Annotated in this window: 19 protein-coding genes and 1 pseudogene; 10 read left to right on the top strand and 10 right to left on the bottom strand. The window is 37.1% G+C overall.

Annotated elements, in window-relative coordinates:
- The first annotated feature begins 3 nt into the window (after window positions 1-3).
- The 4 genes from ACMZ42_RS02280 to ACMZ42_RS02295 all read left to right on the top strand — a co-directional run bounded on the left by ACMZ42_RS02280 (window position 4) and on the right by ACMZ42_RS02295 (window position 3036).
- Complete coding sequence (locus ACMZ42_RS02280; protein WP_415730401.1) at window positions 4-924, top strand: ATP-binding cassette domain-containing protein; 921 nt, start codon at window positions 4-6, stop codon at window positions 922-924.
- The gene (locus tag ACMZ42_RS02285) at window positions 924-1799 is read left to right on the top strand and encodes an ABC transporter permease (protein ID WP_376078271.1); all 876 of its coding nucleotides are present in this window, start codon (window positions 924-926) and stop codon (window positions 1797-1799) included. The genes ACMZ42_RS02280 and ACMZ42_RS02285 overlap by 1 nt, the downstream gene beginning before the upstream one ends.
- A 123-nt stretch (window positions 1800-1922) precedes the next feature.
- Window positions 1923-2678: a DUF2087 domain-containing protein gene (locus tag ACMZ42_RS02290; RefSeq protein WP_370075993.1), complete on the top strand. Its 756-nt coding sequence runs from the start codon at window positions 1923-1925 to the stop codon at window positions 2676-2678.
- A 16-nt stretch (window positions 2679-2694) separates the two neighbouring features.
- A complete protein-coding gene (locus ACMZ42_RS02295; RefSeq protein ID WP_415730402.1) occupies window positions 2695-3036 on the top strand; it encodes a GIY-YIG nuclease family protein in 342 nt (113 codons plus the stop codon).
- 139 nt (window positions 3037-3175) lie between these two features.
- Here the strand turns inward: ACMZ42_RS02295 and ACMZ42_RS02300 are convergent, their stop codons facing one another.
- From ACMZ42_RS02300 to ACMZ42_RS02345, 10 genes and pseudogenes are all read right to left on the bottom strand, one after another.
- On the bottom strand, window positions 3176-3544 hold the full coding sequence (locus ACMZ42_RS02300; RefSeq protein ID WP_415730403.1) for a hypothetical protein: 369 nt from the start codon (window positions 3542-3544) through the stop codon (window positions 3176-3178).
- Between the two features lie 121 nt (window positions 3545-3665).
- Window positions 3666-4025 (bottom strand): MmcQ/YjbR family DNA-binding protein, encoded by a 360-nt coding sequence (locus ACMZ42_RS02305; protein ID WP_402868756.1) that lies wholly within the window; start codon window positions 4023-4025, stop codon window positions 3666-3668.
- 253 nt (window positions 4026-4278) lie between these two features.
- Window positions 4279-5094 carry a YitT family protein gene (locus ACMZ42_RS02310; protein ID WP_370075999.1) on the bottom strand — a complete coding sequence of 272 codons (816 nt, stop codon included), beginning with the start codon at window positions 5092-5094 and terminating at the stop codon, window positions 4279-4281.
- 113 nt (window positions 5095-5207) lie between these two features.
- A complete protein-coding gene (locus tag ACMZ42_RS02315) occupies window positions 5208-6533 on the bottom strand; it encodes a M48 family metallopeptidase (RefSeq protein ID WP_370076255.1) in 1326 nt (441 codons plus the stop codon).
- Between the two features lie 228 nt (window positions 6534-6761).
- Window positions 6762-7559 carry a hypothetical protein gene (locus ACMZ42_RS02320; RefSeq protein WP_415730404.1) on the bottom strand — a complete coding sequence of 266 codons (798 nt, stop codon included), beginning with the start codon at window positions 7557-7559 and terminating at the stop codon, window positions 6762-6764.
- Window positions 7556-8650, bottom strand: coding sequence for an MBL fold metallo-hydrolase (locus tag ACMZ42_RS02325; RefSeq protein WP_415730405.1), 1095 nt, complete (start codon window positions 8648-8650; stop codon window positions 7556-7558). The genes ACMZ42_RS02320 and ACMZ42_RS02325 overlap by 4 nt, the downstream gene beginning before the upstream one ends.
- Complete coding sequence (locus ACMZ42_RS02330; protein WP_415730406.1) at window positions 8643-10304, bottom strand: ABC transporter permease; 1662 nt, start codon at window positions 10302-10304, stop codon at window positions 8643-8645. Before ACMZ42_RS02330 ends, ACMZ42_RS02325 begins: the two co-directional genes overlap by 8 nt.
- Window positions 10305-10365: 61 nt before the next feature.
- Window positions 10366-11391, bottom strand: coding sequence for an ABC transporter substrate-binding protein (locus tag ACMZ42_RS02335; RefSeq protein WP_415730407.1), 1026 nt, complete (start codon window positions 11389-11391; stop codon window positions 10366-10368).
- A gap of 334 nt (window positions 11392-11725) precedes the next feature.
- Entirely contained in the window at window positions 11726-11770 is a 45-nt protein-coding gene (locus ACMZ42_RS02340) for a hypothetical protein (protein WP_369814307.1), read from the bottom strand.
- A 103-nt stretch (window positions 11771-11873) separates the two neighbouring features.
- Window positions 11874-12356, bottom strand: a pseudogene (locus tag ACMZ42_RS02345) (ABC transporter ATP-binding protein); the annotation flags it as partial.
- Between the two features lie 134 nt (window positions 12357-12490).
- Here ACMZ42_RS02345 and ACMZ42_RS02350 point away from each other — a divergent pair.
- The 6 genes from ACMZ42_RS02350 (at window position 12491) to ACMZ42_RS02375 (ending at window position 18466) form a co-directional block, all read left to right on the top strand.
- A complete protein-coding gene (locus tag ACMZ42_RS02350) occupies window positions 12491-13384 on the top strand; it encodes a LysR family transcriptional regulator (protein ID WP_370076009.1) in 894 nt (297 codons plus the stop codon).
- Between the two features lie 79 nt (window positions 13385-13463).
- Window positions 13464-13913 (top strand): PTS sugar transporter subunit IIA, encoded by a 450-nt coding sequence (locus tag ACMZ42_RS02355; RefSeq protein ID WP_415730408.1) that lies wholly within the window; start codon window positions 13464-13466, stop codon window positions 13911-13913.
- 5 nt (window positions 13914-13918) lie between these two features.
- The gene (locus tag ACMZ42_RS02360; protein WP_386845160.1) at window positions 13919-14182 is read left to right on the top strand and encodes a PTS sugar transporter subunit IIB; all 264 of its coding nucleotides are present in this window, start codon (window positions 13919-13921) and stop codon (window positions 14180-14182) included.
- A gap of 49 nt (window positions 14183-14231) precedes the next feature.
- The gene (locus ACMZ42_RS02365; RefSeq protein WP_415730409.1) at window positions 14232-15500 is read left to right on the top strand and encodes a PTS ascorbate transporter subunit IIC; all 1269 of its coding nucleotides are present in this window, start codon (window positions 14232-14234) and stop codon (window positions 15498-15500) included.
- A gap of 321 nt (window positions 15501-15821) precedes the next feature.
- Window positions 15822-16808: a BMP family lipoprotein gene (locus ACMZ42_RS02370; protein WP_415730410.1), complete on the top strand. Its 987-nt coding sequence runs from the start codon at window positions 15822-15824 to the stop codon at window positions 16806-16808.
- Window positions 16805-18466, top strand: a complete 1662-nt coding sequence (locus tag ACMZ42_RS02375) for a methyl-accepting chemotaxis protein (RefSeq protein WP_370076019.1) — start codon at window positions 16805-16807, stop codon at window positions 18464-18466. The genes ACMZ42_RS02370 and ACMZ42_RS02375 overlap by 4 nt, the downstream gene beginning before the upstream one ends.
- Window positions 18467-18568 lie beyond the last annotated feature (102 nt).

The raw sequence follows: 18568 nt of genomic DNA on the forward strand, positions 1-18568 counted from the left end.
AATATGACTTTTGCTATACAAGTTGAAAACCTATGTAAGCAATATGGCGATCAACAAGCTGTAAAGGGTATTTCATTTACGGTTGAACAAGGCTCTCTCTTCGCCTTTTTAGGTGCGAATGGTGCAGGGAAATCAACGACCATTGAAATACTCTGTACTTTATTAAATAAATCAGGCGGTACAGTAAACATTAATGGCTATACACTTGATGCAAGCAACGACAATGCAGAAATTCGAAAATCCATTGGTGTCGTATTCCAGCAAAGTCTACTAGATGAACGATTAACTGTGCAGGAAAATATAATTCACCGTGGTAAAACATATGGCTTATCGAAAAAACAATTGGCCGAAAATTATCAATTCGTTTCAACATATTTGCATTTAGATGATATAGAAAAGCGCAAATATGGAACTTTATCGGGTGGTCAAAAAAGGCGTGCTGATATCGCTCGAGCACTTATCCATCGACCTAAAATATTGTTTTTAGATGAACCAACAACTGGACTTGATCCACAAACGCGACAATTCGTTTGGCAAGCCATTAAACAGCTTCAGCTCGAAACAAACATGACAGTTTTTTTAACTACGCATTATATGGAGGAAGCGGCCGTCGCTCATCATGTCATCGTCTTAAAAGAAGGAGAAATTGTTGCTGAAGGAACACCAGACGCTCTTAAAACAAAATACGCCTATGATTCAATGGCAATTGTTTTTCATAATAGTTCAGAAGGGATACAGTGGCTCGAGGAAAATGCTATCTCCTATACAGAAAAGCTAGGTATTTTCTCCATCCGAGTCGAATCGACAATGCATGCTTTAACGCTATTAAAAAAAGCGGAGTCGCTTATTGCTTCGTTTGAAGTAATCAAAGGTACGATGGATGATGTCTTTCTTCATATTATGGCCGAGGGAGGTGCAGCTTAATGGAAGCATTATTTAGCTTAGTAAAACGAAATAACAAAGTTTTTAGACGTGATAAAACACAAGTCTTCTACTCGCTGCTATCCGTCATTATAGTCATTATCCTTTACGCAGTATTTCTTCAAAAAATGCAGGTCAATGCCATTGAAGAAGTGACAAAGGCTACTCCAGAATTGGTAACGATGGTCAATGAATGGATTGTCGCTGGTTTACTCTCTATGATCGCTGTTTCTACTACACTTGCCGCGTATGGTATTGCTGTAAGGGATCTTGAAACAAAAGCGCAAGCTGATTTTCTCACAGCGCCTATCTCGCGAGCAACCATTCAATTTAGCTATGTTTTAAATGCGTTCATCATTGGTTGTATCTTTTCCTTTATCGCCCTTATTGGCTGTGAAATTTTTATCGCATCAACTGGCGGCCAGCTACTAAACTTTGGGGATTTCATGAAAGTTGTAGGATTACTATTTTTATCAGTGTTACTGGCCAGTGTTTTTAATCTCTTCCTTGTGTTACTTGCTAACAGCCAACATTCATTTTCAACTCTCAGTACAATCGTCGGTACAGCACTCGGTTTCTTTTGTGGTGTTTATGTACCTGTTGGTGCACTTCCAAGCTTTGCTCAAAATCTTATTATGTATTTCCCTATCAGTCATACAACGTTACTATTACGCAATGCCTTTATGGAGAGCTCAATTCCCAAGGTTTTCGAAGGTGCGCCTGCTTCACAGGTGGAAGATTATAAAATAATGTATGGTATTGTCTATGACGTTCATGGAAATATACTGAGTACCTCAACTAGCTTTATCATTATTTTCGTCACAATTATTGTGCTAGCGATCTTATCGATCATTATTTTTAAAAAGAAAAATAAATAAACATTTTCGCACATCGTTTATAAAATGATGTGTTTTTTATTGATTTTATTTAAACAATTTGTTATTTTAAAAATATATAAGCAAACAAATTTAATAATCGTTTGTTTTACAGGAGGACTTCCAATGGATGTAAATGAATTATTTTGGCAAGCTTCAATTCATGACATAAAAAAAGGCTACAGCGATGAAGCAACTCACTTCACTTGTTTGCTTTGCGGGGAAAAGATTGAAAAGGGTATCATTTATCCACATGAAGGCGTTCTCTACGAGGCAGAAAAATTTATGCAACATCATATTACTGCTGCACATCAATCCGTATTCCATTATTTAAATGGCCTTAATAAAAAAATGACAGGACTAACTGATCATCAAAGTCATATTTTGCGCTTATTTTATGAAGGAAAAACAGATCAAGAAATTAAAGAAGAGTTGGAAATTGGTAGTGCAACAACGATACGTCACCATCGCTTTACTCTTAAAGAAAAGGAACGTCAAGCGAAAACGTTTCTTGCGATGATGGAGCTTTTAAAAGAACAGAATCAAAAGGAAGACAGCTTTGTACCTATTCACAAAACGGCAACGATGGTCGACGATCGCTATAATATTACGATTTCTGAAGAACAGCAATTACTTGAAAAGTACTTTCCAAACGGTATTGGCAAAGCGCTTGTCCGCTTCCCAAAACGGGAAAAACATAAAATCGTGATACTCCGTGCAATCACAAAACTTTTCGATGAAACAAAACAGTATTCCGAAAAAGAATTAAACGAAATAATTCAACCGATATATGAGGACTATGTGCAAATACGTCGCTATTTAATCGAATACGGCTTCATGGATCGTCAAGAGGATGGCAGTGCTTACTGGATAAAAAAATAAGAAAGCAGGGTTTCCAATGGACCATAAAAAAGAATTAAAGGAATTGTATAAAGAAATAAAAATCGAAGCTGGTGTTTTTACAATGACCAATCAACAAAATGGTAAAGTGTTTGTTGGCAGCTTCAATAATTTAAAACGCTTAAACGGCTTTCAATTTTCATTAAAAACAAATACACATACTAATAAAAAGCTACAAGCCGATTACAACACATTCGGCAAGGATGCTTTCGATATTGAAGTTGTAGAATATTTGAAGAAAAAAGAAGAAGGCTATTTCGATCCAAAAAAAGAGCTAGAAAAGCTGGAACAAAAATGGCTCGATAAGCTTCAGCCATTTGGTGAACGTGGATATAACTAGGTATGCATGAAAAAAGAATCTGTTTCTCCGAGATTAAGCTGGGGAAATTTGCAGATTCTTTTTTTGATTTCATATATTGTGTTGTTCGCGTGGGGATTCACTCCTTTCGGGGTATTCCTTTTCGCTGATAGAGTAAATATCAGTTGGATCTGATCAGTTCTTTGGCTAACCCGAGCACTTTTCTCTTGCACCTGATCAGTTTTTTGACCGACCCGAGCACTTTCCCCTTGCACCCGATCAGTTCTTTGACCGACCCGAGCACTTTCCCCTTGCACCCGATCAGTTCTTTGACCGACCCGAGCACTTTGCACCCGATCAGTTCTTTGACCGACCCGAGCACTTTTCTCTTGCACCTGATCAGTTCTTTGACCGACCTGAGCACTTTCCCCTTGCACCCGATCAGTTCTTTGGCTGACCCGAGCACTTTTCTCTTGCACCCGATCAGTTCTTTGACCGACCCGAGCACTTTCCCCTTGCACCCGATCAGTTCTTTGGCTGACCCGAGCACTTTTCTCTTGCACCTAATCAGTTCTTTGATTAACCGGAGCAGTTTTCTCTTACACCTGAGTATTTCTTCGCTAGACTGTCCACACTTCTTCGCGTGAGATCATCCTACTTGTTCTCTCACTTCATTTCTGAATTTCCCGCTGAGCTTTTTTTGTTAGCTTTTCGAAAACTAGCTCATACGAATGTTTGATTAAATTTTCAACTAAATCAATAGGTACATCATCTGCATCCATATAGATTGAATTCCAATGTGTTTTATTCATATAGTAACCTGGAATAATACCTTCATAAGCTTCTCTCAACTCTTCAGCTCGATTCGGTTCACATTTTAATGTAAGTACTGGTCTTCCAGTACCATCTCCGCCCATCATCACATACATTTTACCCCCAATATGATAACGATCTGCCTGCCATTCTTCTTTGTAATCATGCGTTGTTCCACGAAGCTTTAGGCAATAGGCATGAATTGTTTCTTTGTTCATTATTTAACCCCATTTCTTCCTAATATCAATTATGCCTCGGCATAATTGCGTCCGGAGGCTTTAACTTCTTTCAGCAGGTCCTGGTGAAAGAAGTTAAAAAAAACACACGTTCGATTATTTTCATTATAATCAATAACGTGTGTAGAGGAAATAATTATTTTATTTTAAATTAATTTCAGTTTCCGGTAATTTTTGTTCGGGCAGATCGTCAGCCACACGATTTAATTTTTAACGTGTTATTACAGAACACTTTTTACTTTATGCCTCTATCAAACACACCGATGACCTCGGTAGTTTGCAATACATTGACAAAGGCTTTGGCATCCGCTTCCTTAATCATACCTTTAACCTCGGCAAGCTGATAGCGTGTAATGACGGTAATTAAAACTTTTCGCCCTTCGCCTGAATAAGCACCCTTCGCATCCATAATAGTTACACCTCTATGAAGCTTTTCCAGAAGTTGCTGTTTTACTTCCTCACCCTTACTCGTAATAATCATAAGAGTCAATTTAATATGACTCGTATGAATAGTGTCGACAACCTTCCCTGTAGCATAAATTGATACGAGTGTCAGTAATGCTGCATCCCAGCTAAAGACGAATCCGGAGATCGCTACGACGATACCATTCATCGCAGAGATTAATGTACCGAGTGGAAAATCTCGTTTACGACTTAGCAGCATCGCTATAATATCAAAACCACCAGAAGAACCTGCCGCACGAAAAATCATGCCCAACCCTAAGCCCACAATAACACCACCAAATAATGAGGCAAGAATTGGATCTTGAGTAGCTTTATAAACCGGAATAATATACAAGCTTACCGACAAGACAACTACAGAAAGAATGGTATAGCCAATAAACCGCTTCCCTAGCTTCAAGACCCCTAAAATAAGCAAAGGCAAATTCAATAGTAAATTTAAAACCCCTGTATTTAAGGGTGTAATAATACCAAGCATGATAGCAATCCCGCTTAATCCCCCGCTTAAAATCTCATGTGGAATTAACAAAAGATTGTAGGCACAGGCGACTAATATCGATGAAAGTGTAATAACGACAATATTTCGCATAATAAATCCCCTATCATTAACGAACGAGTTTTGTACTTCTTTCCCTTAGAATACCCAACTTATTCGTTCAAAAAACCTGGAGTATGGCACTATTGAAGTTAAAACAACGACCTTTATTTCTTCTGATGTTCTTTTTTCTGTTCCTCTTTTAACGGCACTTCTTTTAATGGCTCCTCTTTATTCTCTTCAGCCTTTTCAGCTACCTTATAAATACGTTCAAGCATTGGTGGATGTGTATAACGGAACCACTTTACGAGTAACTGCGGATTTACCTCACTCAAACCAGATATCGTTAGCTTCTGGAATGCAGTAATTGCGGACTCGCGATCACCCGTTAGTGAAATCGCATATTGATCAGCTCTATTTTCCTGATATCTTGAAATATAATTCGACAGTGGGCTTGAAGCAAATAATAAAACAGATGTTAACAGTAAAAACAATGGATAAGAGCCTATATCACCAATTTTTTTAATTTTTAATACCTGTCCGTAACGTCCAATGAACCACCTCAAACATTTTGCCGTCAGCCATAGGCCTATCAATGTCAACAGAAGATACCCAGCAATGCCAAAATAAATATGCTTCTCAACATAGTGTCCCATTTCATGTGCCATGATAAATAATATTTCATTATCTGTTAAACGATTTAAGGTTGTATCCCATAGCACAATTCTCGAATTACTGCCAATACCCGTTACATAAGCATTTAAGGCATTTGTTTTTTCTGCCATATTGACTTCATATACGTGCTCTGCTGGTATATTTGCCTGTGCAGCAATAGACAAAATTTTCTCTTCTAGTTCCTTATTTTTTAACGGATAAAAATCATTATATAAAGGGTCGATGACTACAGGTTGAATGAACATCACAAATATTGTAAATGGAATCGTTAGAAACCATGCATATAGCCACCATCTTTTGGCACTTTTTTTGATGAGCCAGTAAAGAACAGATACGATAATTAAACTCATGCCAAAGTTTACCCAAAAATCAATAATGCCGTCTCGCATCCATGACGAAAATCCTTGTGTACTAATGCCATAAGTTTTGCTTAAATTGTAACGATAATAATCGAGTGGGAATAGTACAACATATAGTAAAAGTGATAATAAGAATAAGTAGCTTGCATTTTGTAACAGCTTCCATTTTGTTTGTGACGTCGCTACCTTTTCAAAGTAACGTGATACGCCCATAATTAAAATCATGAAATAAATTAACCATTCCAAAGGTGTAGCAACAAAGAATAGGAAGTTCCGTATTTTAGAATATTCACCGCTTAAGTATAGTTCTTTTTCAGACATAAACATCACTGGATCTGCAGCTGTCCCCTGCATCGCTCGTGGTATTGTACCACCACCGCTGTGGAATATATACCAATACATACACAGCACATAAACACCGAATAAAAGTAGCGCGACAATTCCCATTTTTTTCGCTATGTCATTTCCTCCCTTGCTCAACACTAAGTTCGTCCTATAGTAAGTGTAAGCTAAAATGAAAAAGTTAGAACAAATTTTTCTTTGTTTTATTTACCTTCTATTCTACTTCACACCAAAAAAAAAATTCGCTCTACTTCTCCAAACGCGTAACAAGCCATGTAGATGCTAAAGCACCACGGCTTGTTCGCTATTCCTAGAAGTGACGCGAATTTCAAAGAATATTTATTATTACTTATCCATTACAAATGCCGTTTTGCCACGTTGATCTTCACTTAAATAACCAGCTAATTCTAATCGATCATGCCATTCTTTTTCTATAATGGCAGCCTTTAATGCATCATCTTCTTTCGTTGATAGCTCCACCATAATCTCCCCTTGATATTGCCAAACTTCAATATCCGCCGCATAGCCGGCAAAGCTTCCTTTATATGTTGTTGCCTTTGCAGGACCATATACGACAGCTTCGGATAATGAGTTTTGATACCATGCTTCAGAATCCCAATATAAAATTTTCTTCGGAACATTTTCTACTATTAATTTTTTTGCCGCATTTGTATCCACTGCATCATAGGAAACTTTAGATGTAGTCTTTAATGATTCTTTACGACTTATGGTGAACGTACGATTGTCACTCTTAACATCCGTTTCAAATTTATAGTTAGACTCTGCTCCAGTGAAGCCATGACTTTCTGTAATAGCAATTGCTTCATCCAGAGGTGTATTTGAAAATCTCTTTTTATAGGTGATATCCATTTTATTGCTTCCTTTGTAGACACGTAAACGGTTGATATAATCCTCATTTAGAAAAGCTTTATTCGGAGTATCAAAGAAATAAATCTTTACTTCATCTTTTTTTGTAGCTTGGAAAACATTAAAAATATCCGATTCGGTGAAAAGCCCAGATTTAATATTGAATTTAATTTCATTCCCTGGCTCGATTGCTGCTTTAGCTTGTGTAGAATCAAATCCAATGATGCTAACAAGTACAATACCGATTAAACAAAAATTTAGTACCCATTTCTTCATGTTATTTCCTCCCTATTCTGTAGTAATTGCAAGATAGTCGTTTCTCTATTCGTTAATGAACTGTGAAAATAGATTGTCTTATGTGCATGTATTTTCTTAGAAAGTGCAATGATATCATCATAATCTGGATGCGTTTTATAAAAAAAATCCTTATGTTGATTTTTGGAAAATTGAATTCTATATTTGCCTTTATTCCAATATCCCGTAAAGATAACCATAGCTGTTGGCTTTTTGTGAAGTAGTTCCATTAATTTCGCTTCATTACGCTCAGGTACAAAATAAATGAAGTTTTCACTTTCTCTTATCTTTGTCAAACATTCTAGTTTAAACTCTTGCAAAATTGTTTTGGTAGACAATAAATTTTCAAATGACTCATAACAATTATCAAATAACGACAACAAATCATTATCTACACGTATCGCTCTTGTTGTATGCTGAAAAAGATAAGTAGCAATATCTGCTGTTTTTCCTGAGAAAGAAGATGGGAAAATGATCGGGCAGCCTGGATTTGCATTGATATATTCCGTCATTTGCTGCAATACTTCTATATTATTAATGCGCTTCTCAACATGGCCGCTATCCATAATGGCTAGATCATAAACAGTCCCGTCCTCTATCGGTAGTGTTGCTTTTAACAAATAGGAATCCACAACATAATCGCCAGAGTAAAATATCACCTCCTCAAAAAAACGAATCTTAAACCAAACGCTTCCTATTAGATGCCCACTGTAGCCCCATTGAAAGGCAAGACATTTACTAACAACTATCCACTTTCCGATTGATTCTGGTTGAAAGGTTTTTGTATGTTGAAAAGACTGTTTTAATTGCTGCGCAGTCATTTTACTCATAATGATCGGCCCTGTGTATCCCCATTGCTCAAGTAAAGGAATAGCACCTACATGATCTGTATGTGAATGGGAAATTAACACTGCATCAAGCTTTGCCACATGAGCTTGTGTTAAATTAGGAGGAGTCTTCTGTCGATTGTTCATCACTCCGCAATCGAGTAAAATAGCATGTCCATTATTTTCAATGAAAAAGCAGTTACGGCCATACTCACCAACCCCACCTAAAATTTCTACATTAAGCATCCGCATGTCCTCCCCGTTTTTGTAGCCAATCTAATAGAAACATAAAAATAACGGTCATGACGACTGTAATCACCGCTACAGCCATTCCTACACCAACATTTCCTTGTTCAAATTGACTGTAAATAAATGTTGCGCCAGTCTCTACTGAAGGAGGTAAAATGAGTAATCCAGCGACAAGCTCACGCATCGAGATAATAAACGTCATCATCATTCCAGCAAGAATCCCCTGCATTAATAATGGAATAATGATATGTCGATAAACTGCCCAGCTACTTCGCCCAAAAATAGCGGCTGATTGGAATATCGAAGAATCTAATTGTGATAAAGAGGACTTTATGTATTGCACGGAATATGGTAAAAAAAGTACACAATACGTGACTACAACCATTGTCTTTGTGTTATAGATAGTCGCTGGTAGCCACGGTGCATTCCAAAACATGATTAACCCAACTACAAAGACAATTCCAGGAATAATATTAGGCATTAAACTAAAGAAATCTAATACTTGCTGCTTTTTCGTTTCTCCCTTTTTAATGTATAAGGCAATGAACAAGCCAATAATTGCTGTAACGACAGCTGTGATTACTGAGAAAACAACACTATTTAAAAATGCTGACAATCCAGCACTTCCACTTGTAAACACTTCCTGGTAGGAAGCAAAGCTAAAATTCCCTGCCTGCAAACCATCTCCCCTTACTTTCTGCAAAGATGTCACAATAATTGAGAAGTAAGGAATACCGATTGATAGCAAAATGATGATTCCCACAAAGAGCCATGAACCGAATTTGACATACCATTTATCTTCAATCTCGCGAATAGCTGGTGTTTTTCCAGATAGCACACTATATGTATATTTTCGTCCAATAAGATTTTGAAAATACCAGATAACGAGACAAACTGATAGTAAAAATAATGACAGTGATGTCGCCATACTAATATCTACTGGCCATCTTGAAAGGTAAGAGTGAATCTCTGTTGTAAATACTTGAAAGCCAATTCGACTACCAAACGTAGCAGGTGTTCCAAATTCAGCTAGCGTCTTGATGAAAATTAGCAAGCTCCCTAGAACATAGCTAGAAACTACTAAAGGCAGAACTATTTTCATCCAATTTCTCCAAGAGCTTCGTCCAAAAATTAATGCAGCATCTAGAAAGGAGCCATTGATTCTTAATAGCGTATTTTTCAGCATTAAATATAAAAAAGGAAAAAGATGCAGGCTCATAATCATGACCATTCCAAATAAGGTGAAGAACGATTCAGTCATCCAAGCAGCACTTGGAAATAGTTGTTGAAGAAAACCATTATTTTGCATGAACAATATCCATCCCATGGAGCCAATATACGGAGGTGTCATAAATGGAATGGTTAAAATAATATCTAGCCAATCGTATTTATATAAGCTTGTTTTCGTTCTTATTAACGCCATTGGGAATGCTACAATCGTAGTCCCTAAAACAACTAAAACCCCTAATAATACAGAGTTTCCAAGCGTTTGCCACATTCTTTCATTGGCAAACATTCTGTTAATCTGCGAAACATCTAATTGCCCATCTTTCATAAACGTATAAAATGCAATGGCAATTAACGGTGCGATAGCAAACGTGACGACAAGTGTCAGTAAAAATCCAAAAGTTCGTCTGCCTTCCATAATCATTGACGATTCAATCCTTTCCCTAGAAAAACTTCAAGGAGGCTAAAAAACCTCCCCTAACTACTTAACGTAAAATATCATTGAATTTAGTTAATACTTCAAGCTGCTTCGCTTCTGCACCTTTCCAATTCACGTTTAGCTGAGGAATTTCATTTAAGGCTGCACGATCCTTAACAGGTATATCTTTGTTGCCTGGGAGTAAATAGGCATTTGCTACAAGCTTTTGCCCTTCATCTGACAGTAAAAAATCAACGTACGCTTTTGCACTTTCTACGTTTTTTGCATCCTTCAAAATACCAACAGCTCGCGGACTGACAACTGTCCCGCTTTTTGGATAAATAATTTCTACTGGCTCACCATCAGCTTTTGCTTTATAGGCCATGTAATCTACCCCTGAAATTGTGGCATTTTTGTCACCAGTAATAACAGCATCTAACGCTTCCTTATTAGCACCATTCACCTGTAAACCATTTTCCTTCCACTTCTCCATCGTAGTCCAAGCTGTTTTTTCAGCTTCTGTATATCCGAATAGGAAGTCTACAGCAGAGCCTGACAAGCTAGGGTCTGGTATATTAATTTTATTTTGCCATTCAGCTTTTGCTAAATCTGTCCATTCTGCCGGAACCTGTTGCGTATTTTTCGTATTATAAGCAATTCCTAATGCTGAGGCACTGTAACCATAGTAATAACCTTCTTTATCTGACCAATCGCTATTGATTTTCTTGGCATTATCAGCGTCTTTATTGCTTTGAAGTTGATCTGTTTCCTTTAAGCCATCCATTGAAGCGACAGAGGCTAGTACGACAACGTCAGCTACAGGGTTATTTTTTTCCGCTTCTAAACGCGATAATATTTTGCCTGTTGTTCCTTGGAACATCTCTATTTTTATGCCTGTTTTCTCTTCAAATGATTGTTGAATATTCGCTGCTAAACCATCTGGACCAGCAGAGTATACCGTTAAAGTTTGTTCTTCTTTTGAGGCTGAACTTGCTTTATCATTCTTCTCTACCTCTTTATTTCCACATCCCGCTAATGCTAATGTTAAAAGAATCCCAGCTGTAGCAAATAGTTTTAACCCTCGTTTTTTCAAAGGTAACCCTCCAATTGATATATTTGTTTTTCATCAATAAAAACTTCAAGCTGTTTGCCATGTTCTATCGGTTCTGCTTCGTAAAAGCTCCAGTACTTACCTTCTACCTGTGCTTGCACTAAATAACGATCACCAACAAAGGTACTTTTTACAATCATCGCTTGTTTTGCAATTGTACCTGGGCGTCGTAGTCTGGAAATTCCTTCAGGTCGCACAATATAATTACCTTTATCAAACCAGTTCACTTTACCGATAAAATCTGCTACATACGGTGTTGCTGGAGCGTGATAAATTTCTTCTGGTGTTCCCACTTGTGCAATTCTTCCTGCCTCCATCACGATAATTTGATCTGACATTGCCATTGCCTCTGTTTGATCATGTGTGACAAAAATTGCCTGACAATCTAACTCGTTAATAATATGCATGATTTCATCTTGCATTTTTTCTCTTAGTACTGCGTCGAGTGCTGATAGTGGTTCATCAAATAAAATAAGCTGTGGATTTGTCGCTAGTGCCCTCGCAAGTGCTACTCGTTGCTGCTGTCCTCCCGATAACTCCCCTGGCTTTCGTTTTTCAAAACCCTCCATTTTCACCAATCGCATAACATGCTCCACTCGAGCCGGAATGTCTGACTTTGAAACAATACCCTTCAGGCCAAAAGCAATGTTTTGGAAAATAGTCATATGAGGCCATAATGCAAAATCTTGAAAAACCATTGCCATATTTCGCTTATTTGGTTTTACATTTTTATGGAGTTTGGATGAATAAATAATTGTGTCATCAAAACGGATTTCTCCATTTGTCGGTTGTTCAAGACCTGCCAATACTTTCAATAACGTTGTTTTACCACAGCCTGATTGTCCTAAGATGGTAATGAACTTGCTATCCAGCTCCACATTGATGGGCCATAACGCATGAGACTGTCCATATTTTTTTTCGATATTCGTTAATGAGATTTTCATCATATCCTCCTCGTTAATTACAACTATAAATTCCAGATATTTAGAAAATATTAATCTACTATTAATATCTCGTTAAAAAAAATCTAATAAACTAAAGCAAAACTAAGATTTTTTCTAATTTACTTTAGGAGGATAAAATGAATAACATGAAGTTACAGGCATTTTGCCTACTCGTAGAATTTAAAAAATTAGCTCCTGTTGCCAAAGAGCTAGGTCTTACAGCGCCGACAGTATCCTTTCATATTCGTTCCATTGAAGAGGAATATGGCATCCGTTTATTTCGGACAAATGCAGGTGGATACCGTTTAACAGAAGCGGGAGAAGGGCTCTATCATTATGCTCGCCAAATCGTACAGCTACAAAAAGACATGAATCGCTTTGTCGAAAATCTTTTGGCGGGTAATATTGGCTCCATTCGTCTTGGCGCAAGCGGGCTACCTGCACATATTTTTATGCCGGATATTATTCATCTAGTTTCAACAGCTTACCCAGACATTCGAATATCGCTAGAAGTAAAAACAGCTCCTGAAATTGAACAAAAGGTAGCTCTCCAAGAATTAGATTTCGGGCTAATTATGGAAACAAAACAAGAAAATTCGTCTCTAATATACGAAACAATCGGCGAAGATTCCCTTGTATTAGCATTGAGTCCTACCCATGAGCTTGCAGCAAAAAAGGACATCACAAAAGCAGATGTCCTAAAAAACAAAGTATTATTGCATACATCCTCCAGTTCAACGAATCATTTTATAGAAAAATGGATGGACCCTCACCCATCCATTTATACAATCGAGCTTGATTCTGTCAGTACTATTAAGAAAATGCTTACTTTCGGAAAAACAATTGCATTTTTGTCAGTTGCCCTGATAGAAGATGAGTTAAAATCAGGACTTTTGATCAAAAGAGACTTACACGATGTGACACTTAATAGAAAGATTCAACTTATTTATCCTAAATCTCGTCTAGATAGCAAGATGGATGCGTTTGTAAAAACTGCAATTTATGATTTAGCCAAACAATTAAAAAAATAGCCTCTTATGACATATTTCCATAGTCGACAATAATAACATGAAATGGGGATTGTTTATCCCTATGAAGGGAGGGTTGTATTTGCTAACCGAGTTACTAACAAAAGATACTATACAACTCGCAGATATTGTAAATACTTGGCAGGAAGCTATTCATTTAGCGGCAATTCCACTATTAAAGCACAATAAAATCGAAGAACGCTATATTGAGGCGATGATTCATTCCATTGAAAAGCACGGACCTTATGTAGTCATTACACCAAAAGTAGCGATTCCACATGCACAGCACACAGAAGGCGTCAATGAGCTAGCCATGAGCCTATTAAGCTTACAAAAACCTGTTATGTTTGGACCAGAAAAGCCTGTTTTCTTAATTATTGTCTTAGCGGCCACCGATCATGCGTCGCATCTGCAAGCATTAGTTGACTTAACAAAGATTTTGCAAGAACCCCATCAAATCGACAGCATCATCGCCTGCCAGAATAAAGACGATATTATCAAAGAAATCCAACAAATTGTGGCAAAGGAGTAATCTTGATGAAGATTTTAGTAGTGTGCGGGAATGGCTTAGGCAGTAGTTTTATTATGGAATTGAATGTAAAAAAAGCGTTAACTGAACTTGGAAAAGTTGCAGAATTAACGCATACCGATTTAGCATCTGCCAAGGCAGAGAAAGCGGATATTTATATTGGCGCAGAAGATATTGTCAATCAATTGCCCGAAGAAAGAGGTCACATCGTTAGTATTGTTAATATGATGAGTATTTCTGAAATTAAATTAAAGCTTAAACCTCTGTTATAAAGGATTGAATTTGAATTTAATTAAAAATTGGATAGGATGAGGTGTTAATATGTTAGATGTTATTATGAATGACATTTTAGGAACACCAGCTATTTTAGTCGGCCTATTCGCTTTTGTCGGTTTATTAATCCAAAAAAAATCAGCTTCAACAGTCCTTTCTGGTACGTTAAAAACGGTTATGGGCTTTGTTATACTTGGCGCAGGTGCAAGCGTTTTAATCGGTTCTTTAAATCATTTTAGTAAAATGTTTGATCATGCATTTAATGTCCAAGGAGTTATCCCAAATAATGAAGCGATTGTAGCAGCCGCTCAAACTAGTTTCGGAACAGCTACTGCCATGATTATGGTTTTCGGTATGATTATGAACATATTATTTGCGCGATTTACGCCTTTTAAATATATATTTTTAACTGGTCATCATACATTATTTATGGCGTGTTTAATCGCAGCATCACTGTCTGTCGGCGGTATGAGTGGCACACCTCTTATCATCGTTGGCTCTATTATACTTGGTCTTTGTATGGTCGTATTCCCAGCCATTTTACAACCAACTGTTCGTCAAATAACTGGCAGTGATGATTTTGCTGTTGGTCATTTTGGCAGTGTTGGTTATTATGTATCTGCTAAAATCGGGAAGCTCTTTGGAAACAAAGCTAAATCAACAGAAGACATAAAAGTTCCAAAATCTCTAGGTTTTTTACGGGATACATCTGTAGCTGTGTCCTTAACTATGAGTCTGTTTTTTATTATCGTTGCCCTATTCGCTGGCCAATCCTATATTGAGTCACAGTTATCTGGCGGTTCGAATTTTATCGTCTTTGCCATTATTCAAGCTATTACCTTTGCCGCAGGTGTCTATATCATTTTGGCTGGAGTGCGAATGCTAATTGCCGAGATCATTCCTGCCTTTAAAGGTATTGCAGATAAACTTGTGCCAAACACAAAGCCTGCATTAGACTGCCCTACAATTTTTCCGTTCGCACCGAATGCAGTTATTATTGGCTTCCTGTTTAGCTTTGTAGCAGGCTTAGTGTCCATGTTTATACTCCCCCTCATAGGGCTAAAAGTGATTGTACCTGGGCTTGTGCCACATTTTTTCACGGGTGCGGCTGCAGGAGTATTCGGTAATGCAACTGGTGGTAGACGCGGTGCTATGGTAGGAGCATTTACCAACGGATTAATTATTAGCTTTATCCCCGCGATTCTACTTATCTTCATGGGTGATATCGGCTACGAAGGAACTACATTTGGCGATTCAGACTTCGGCATTGTAGGAATCATAATTATAAATATATTAAAATTATTTGGTGCGGTTTAATTCATTAGTGTGTCTCGCAAACTCTTTAGATGTTTGCGAGTTTTTTTATTTGCCAAAGAAAAGGGTTAATTTTGCAAAATATATAAATATTTCACAATATACCCCTACCTTTTTCACTATATACATAGAGAAAAACCATTGTGAAACAAACTAAATACTCAGTGATTAGAAAATATCGAAAATGATTTAAACCCATTTTCCTGTAGTAAATTGTAAATAATCTGATAGTATTTAATGGTAAAATAAAAAATCGTTGTCTGACCTCTGACTTAGAATAACTTTTTGCCGATATAAATAATACATACAATGGAGGTATTCATATTGAAAAAATTAATGATTGGCTTTTGCTTAATAGCTTTGTTATTAGCAGGCTGTTCCATTACTCAGCCGGAAAAAGCGCAAGATGACTATAAAATTGGTATCTTACTTTCAGATGCAGGGCTTGGTGATGAATCGTTTAATGACTCAGCTTTTAAAGGGCTTGAGAAAGCACGCGATGAGCTAGGTATTTTGTTTGATTATAAAGAGGCGCCTGATGGCAATTACGAACAGAAGCTAGAGGAACTTGTCGAAGAAAAATATAACGTCATTATTGGTCTAGGCTTCTCTGTACAGGAGGCATTGGAAAAGACTGCGAAGAAATATCCTGATCAACAATTTGTCCTTATTGACGGACAATCAGATGTTGCCAATATCACTTCCATAACCTTTAAAGAGCAAGAAGGTAGCTTTTTACTTGGAATGATTGCAGCAATGACGAGTAAAACTGGAAAAATAGGATTTATTGGTGGTGTAGATATTCCGGTTATCCATCACTTTGAAAACGGCTTTATTGAGGGAGCTAAATATTTTAATCCAAATATCGAAATTATTAGTGAATATTCTGGCTCATTTGATGATGCCGACGCGGGTGCCGCAATCGCAGAACGTTACATAAAGAACAAATTGGATTTTATTTATCATGCAGCGGGATTCACAGGCTTTGGTGCCATAAAGAAAGCGGAAGAAATGGGCATATATGCGGCCGGAGTTGATATTGATCAATTTTACATTGCAGAAAAAACTGTTGTAACATCAATGTTAAAAAATGTCGACCAAGCTGTTTTTAAAATTGCTAAAACATTAGATGAGGAAGGGAAAATTTCCGAAAAATCGTTGTCATTCGGTTTAGCTGATAATGGAGTAGGCCTAGCGGATATACGTGTTATTAAACTTACACCTGAGCAACAGGCTGCTATTGAAAAAGCAAAAGAAGATATTGTTTCGGGTAAAATAAAAGTTACTGCTGAAAAGGGGAACAGCCAGTGACACTACGAAAAAAATTATTCATGAACATACTTATTCCCATTGTCCTCGCAATGGCTATGATTGGTTTTATTATCGTTCAAACATTTGATATACAAACAACTGCACAAGATGATACAGAACTATTACTGGCAGTGAAAGAACTTGAACAAAGTTTAGTTGTAGCGAGCCAATCTTTAAATAACTACACTTTTTTAGATAGTGAGGCCAATAAAAATGAAGCTCTTTCAACTTTACAAGAAACGAAAGTAAATTTAGAAAAACTCTCAACTATTGCTAAAATAGCTGAGCATCAGGCAATCATCAAAAAAATCGAGGGTAAATACGACGAATTAGAAAAAGCTTCAGAAGCAGGATTTCTTGCTCACAATCATCCTGAGATAAAAAAACAATCAATCAGAATATCCGGTATTTTGAACGATATGTATCTACTGAAAAAAGAAACAAATGAATGGTATAAAGAAACGAATGATTTGGCAACGCAGAAAATTTCTTTTATTACTACATCAACAATAATAGGTAGTATCCTTCTACTTATTGCTACAAGCATTTTTTCGTATGTCGCAACGAAAAGAATTACTAAACCGATTAACCGAATCGTGGATTATGCACAATTGGTGGCTGCAGGGAATTTGACAATTGACACCTCTTCCCTCTCCTATAAGAAAGGTAGTCGCAATGAAGTTGATCAACTGACTGAGAACTTTGCCAAAATGATTGTTAGCTTAAAAACCACCGTACAATCTATTGATCATGTAGGTAAAAATGTTGGTCTATTTACAAAAGATGTCACAAGCTATATTGAAACCGTTAACGAAGGCAGTAAACAAATTGCTACATCAACAGACGAATTGGCAAAGGGAAGCCTAACTATTTCAGAAGATATCCAGTCAACGGCTATCTTGATGAATACGATGGCGGATCAATTTACTACTGTTCAGGAGACAAGTGAACAATCAGCAGTAAACGGTAACAAAGCGCTTACTGCAGTTCAAAATGGTCGTAGCTCACTAGAGAAGCAATCCTCTATTGCGAAGGATATTTCATCCACTTCGATTAATATCAAAGAGGCTGTTACTCAATTCTCTCAATTCACAACAGAAATTGAAGGTGCAGCTAATGCAGTTCACGCGATTGCTGATCAAACAAATCTCTTAGCATTAAATGCTGCAATCGAAGCGGCACGTGCTGGCGAAGCCGGAAAAGGATTCGCCATTGTAGCGAAGGAAGTCAAAAAACTTTCTCATGAAACAGAAAAAGCAACTACTTTCATCTCTTCGATGGTGACACATATACAAGATGGCATTACACTCATTCTTTCTACTGCAGAACATGGACATCAGCTTTCAGAAGAACAATTACAATCGATGACCGATACAGAAAAGTCATTTGAGGCAATTGCAACTCATGTATTAGACATTAATGATCAGTTACAGCACCTTACAAAGGATATGGAGCAAACAAGCGAAATGAGTCAGCAAATGAACAGTGCCATTGAAAACATTTCGGCTATTACGGAAGAAACCGCAGCAGGAACAGAGGAAATATCCGCTTCTACTCAAGAACAGTTAGGATCATTCAAAAAAATTAGTGATAAGGTTTCAGAACTTCAAGAAATGACAAATACATTGTCTGTAGAACTAAAAAAATTCACATTATAAATTTAGTTTTATTTTCGTCAATTATTTCAGACTAATAGGTGCATTAATTAGCGGAATTTTCCCCAGTTTTATTAATGAGAAGACGCTAATATCCGCTAAGCT

It is taken from the genome of Lysinibacillus sp. NPDC056185, from assembly GCF_047737915.1.
Lineage (GTDB): Bacteria > Bacillota > Bacilli > Bacillales_A > Planococcaceae > Lysinibacillus.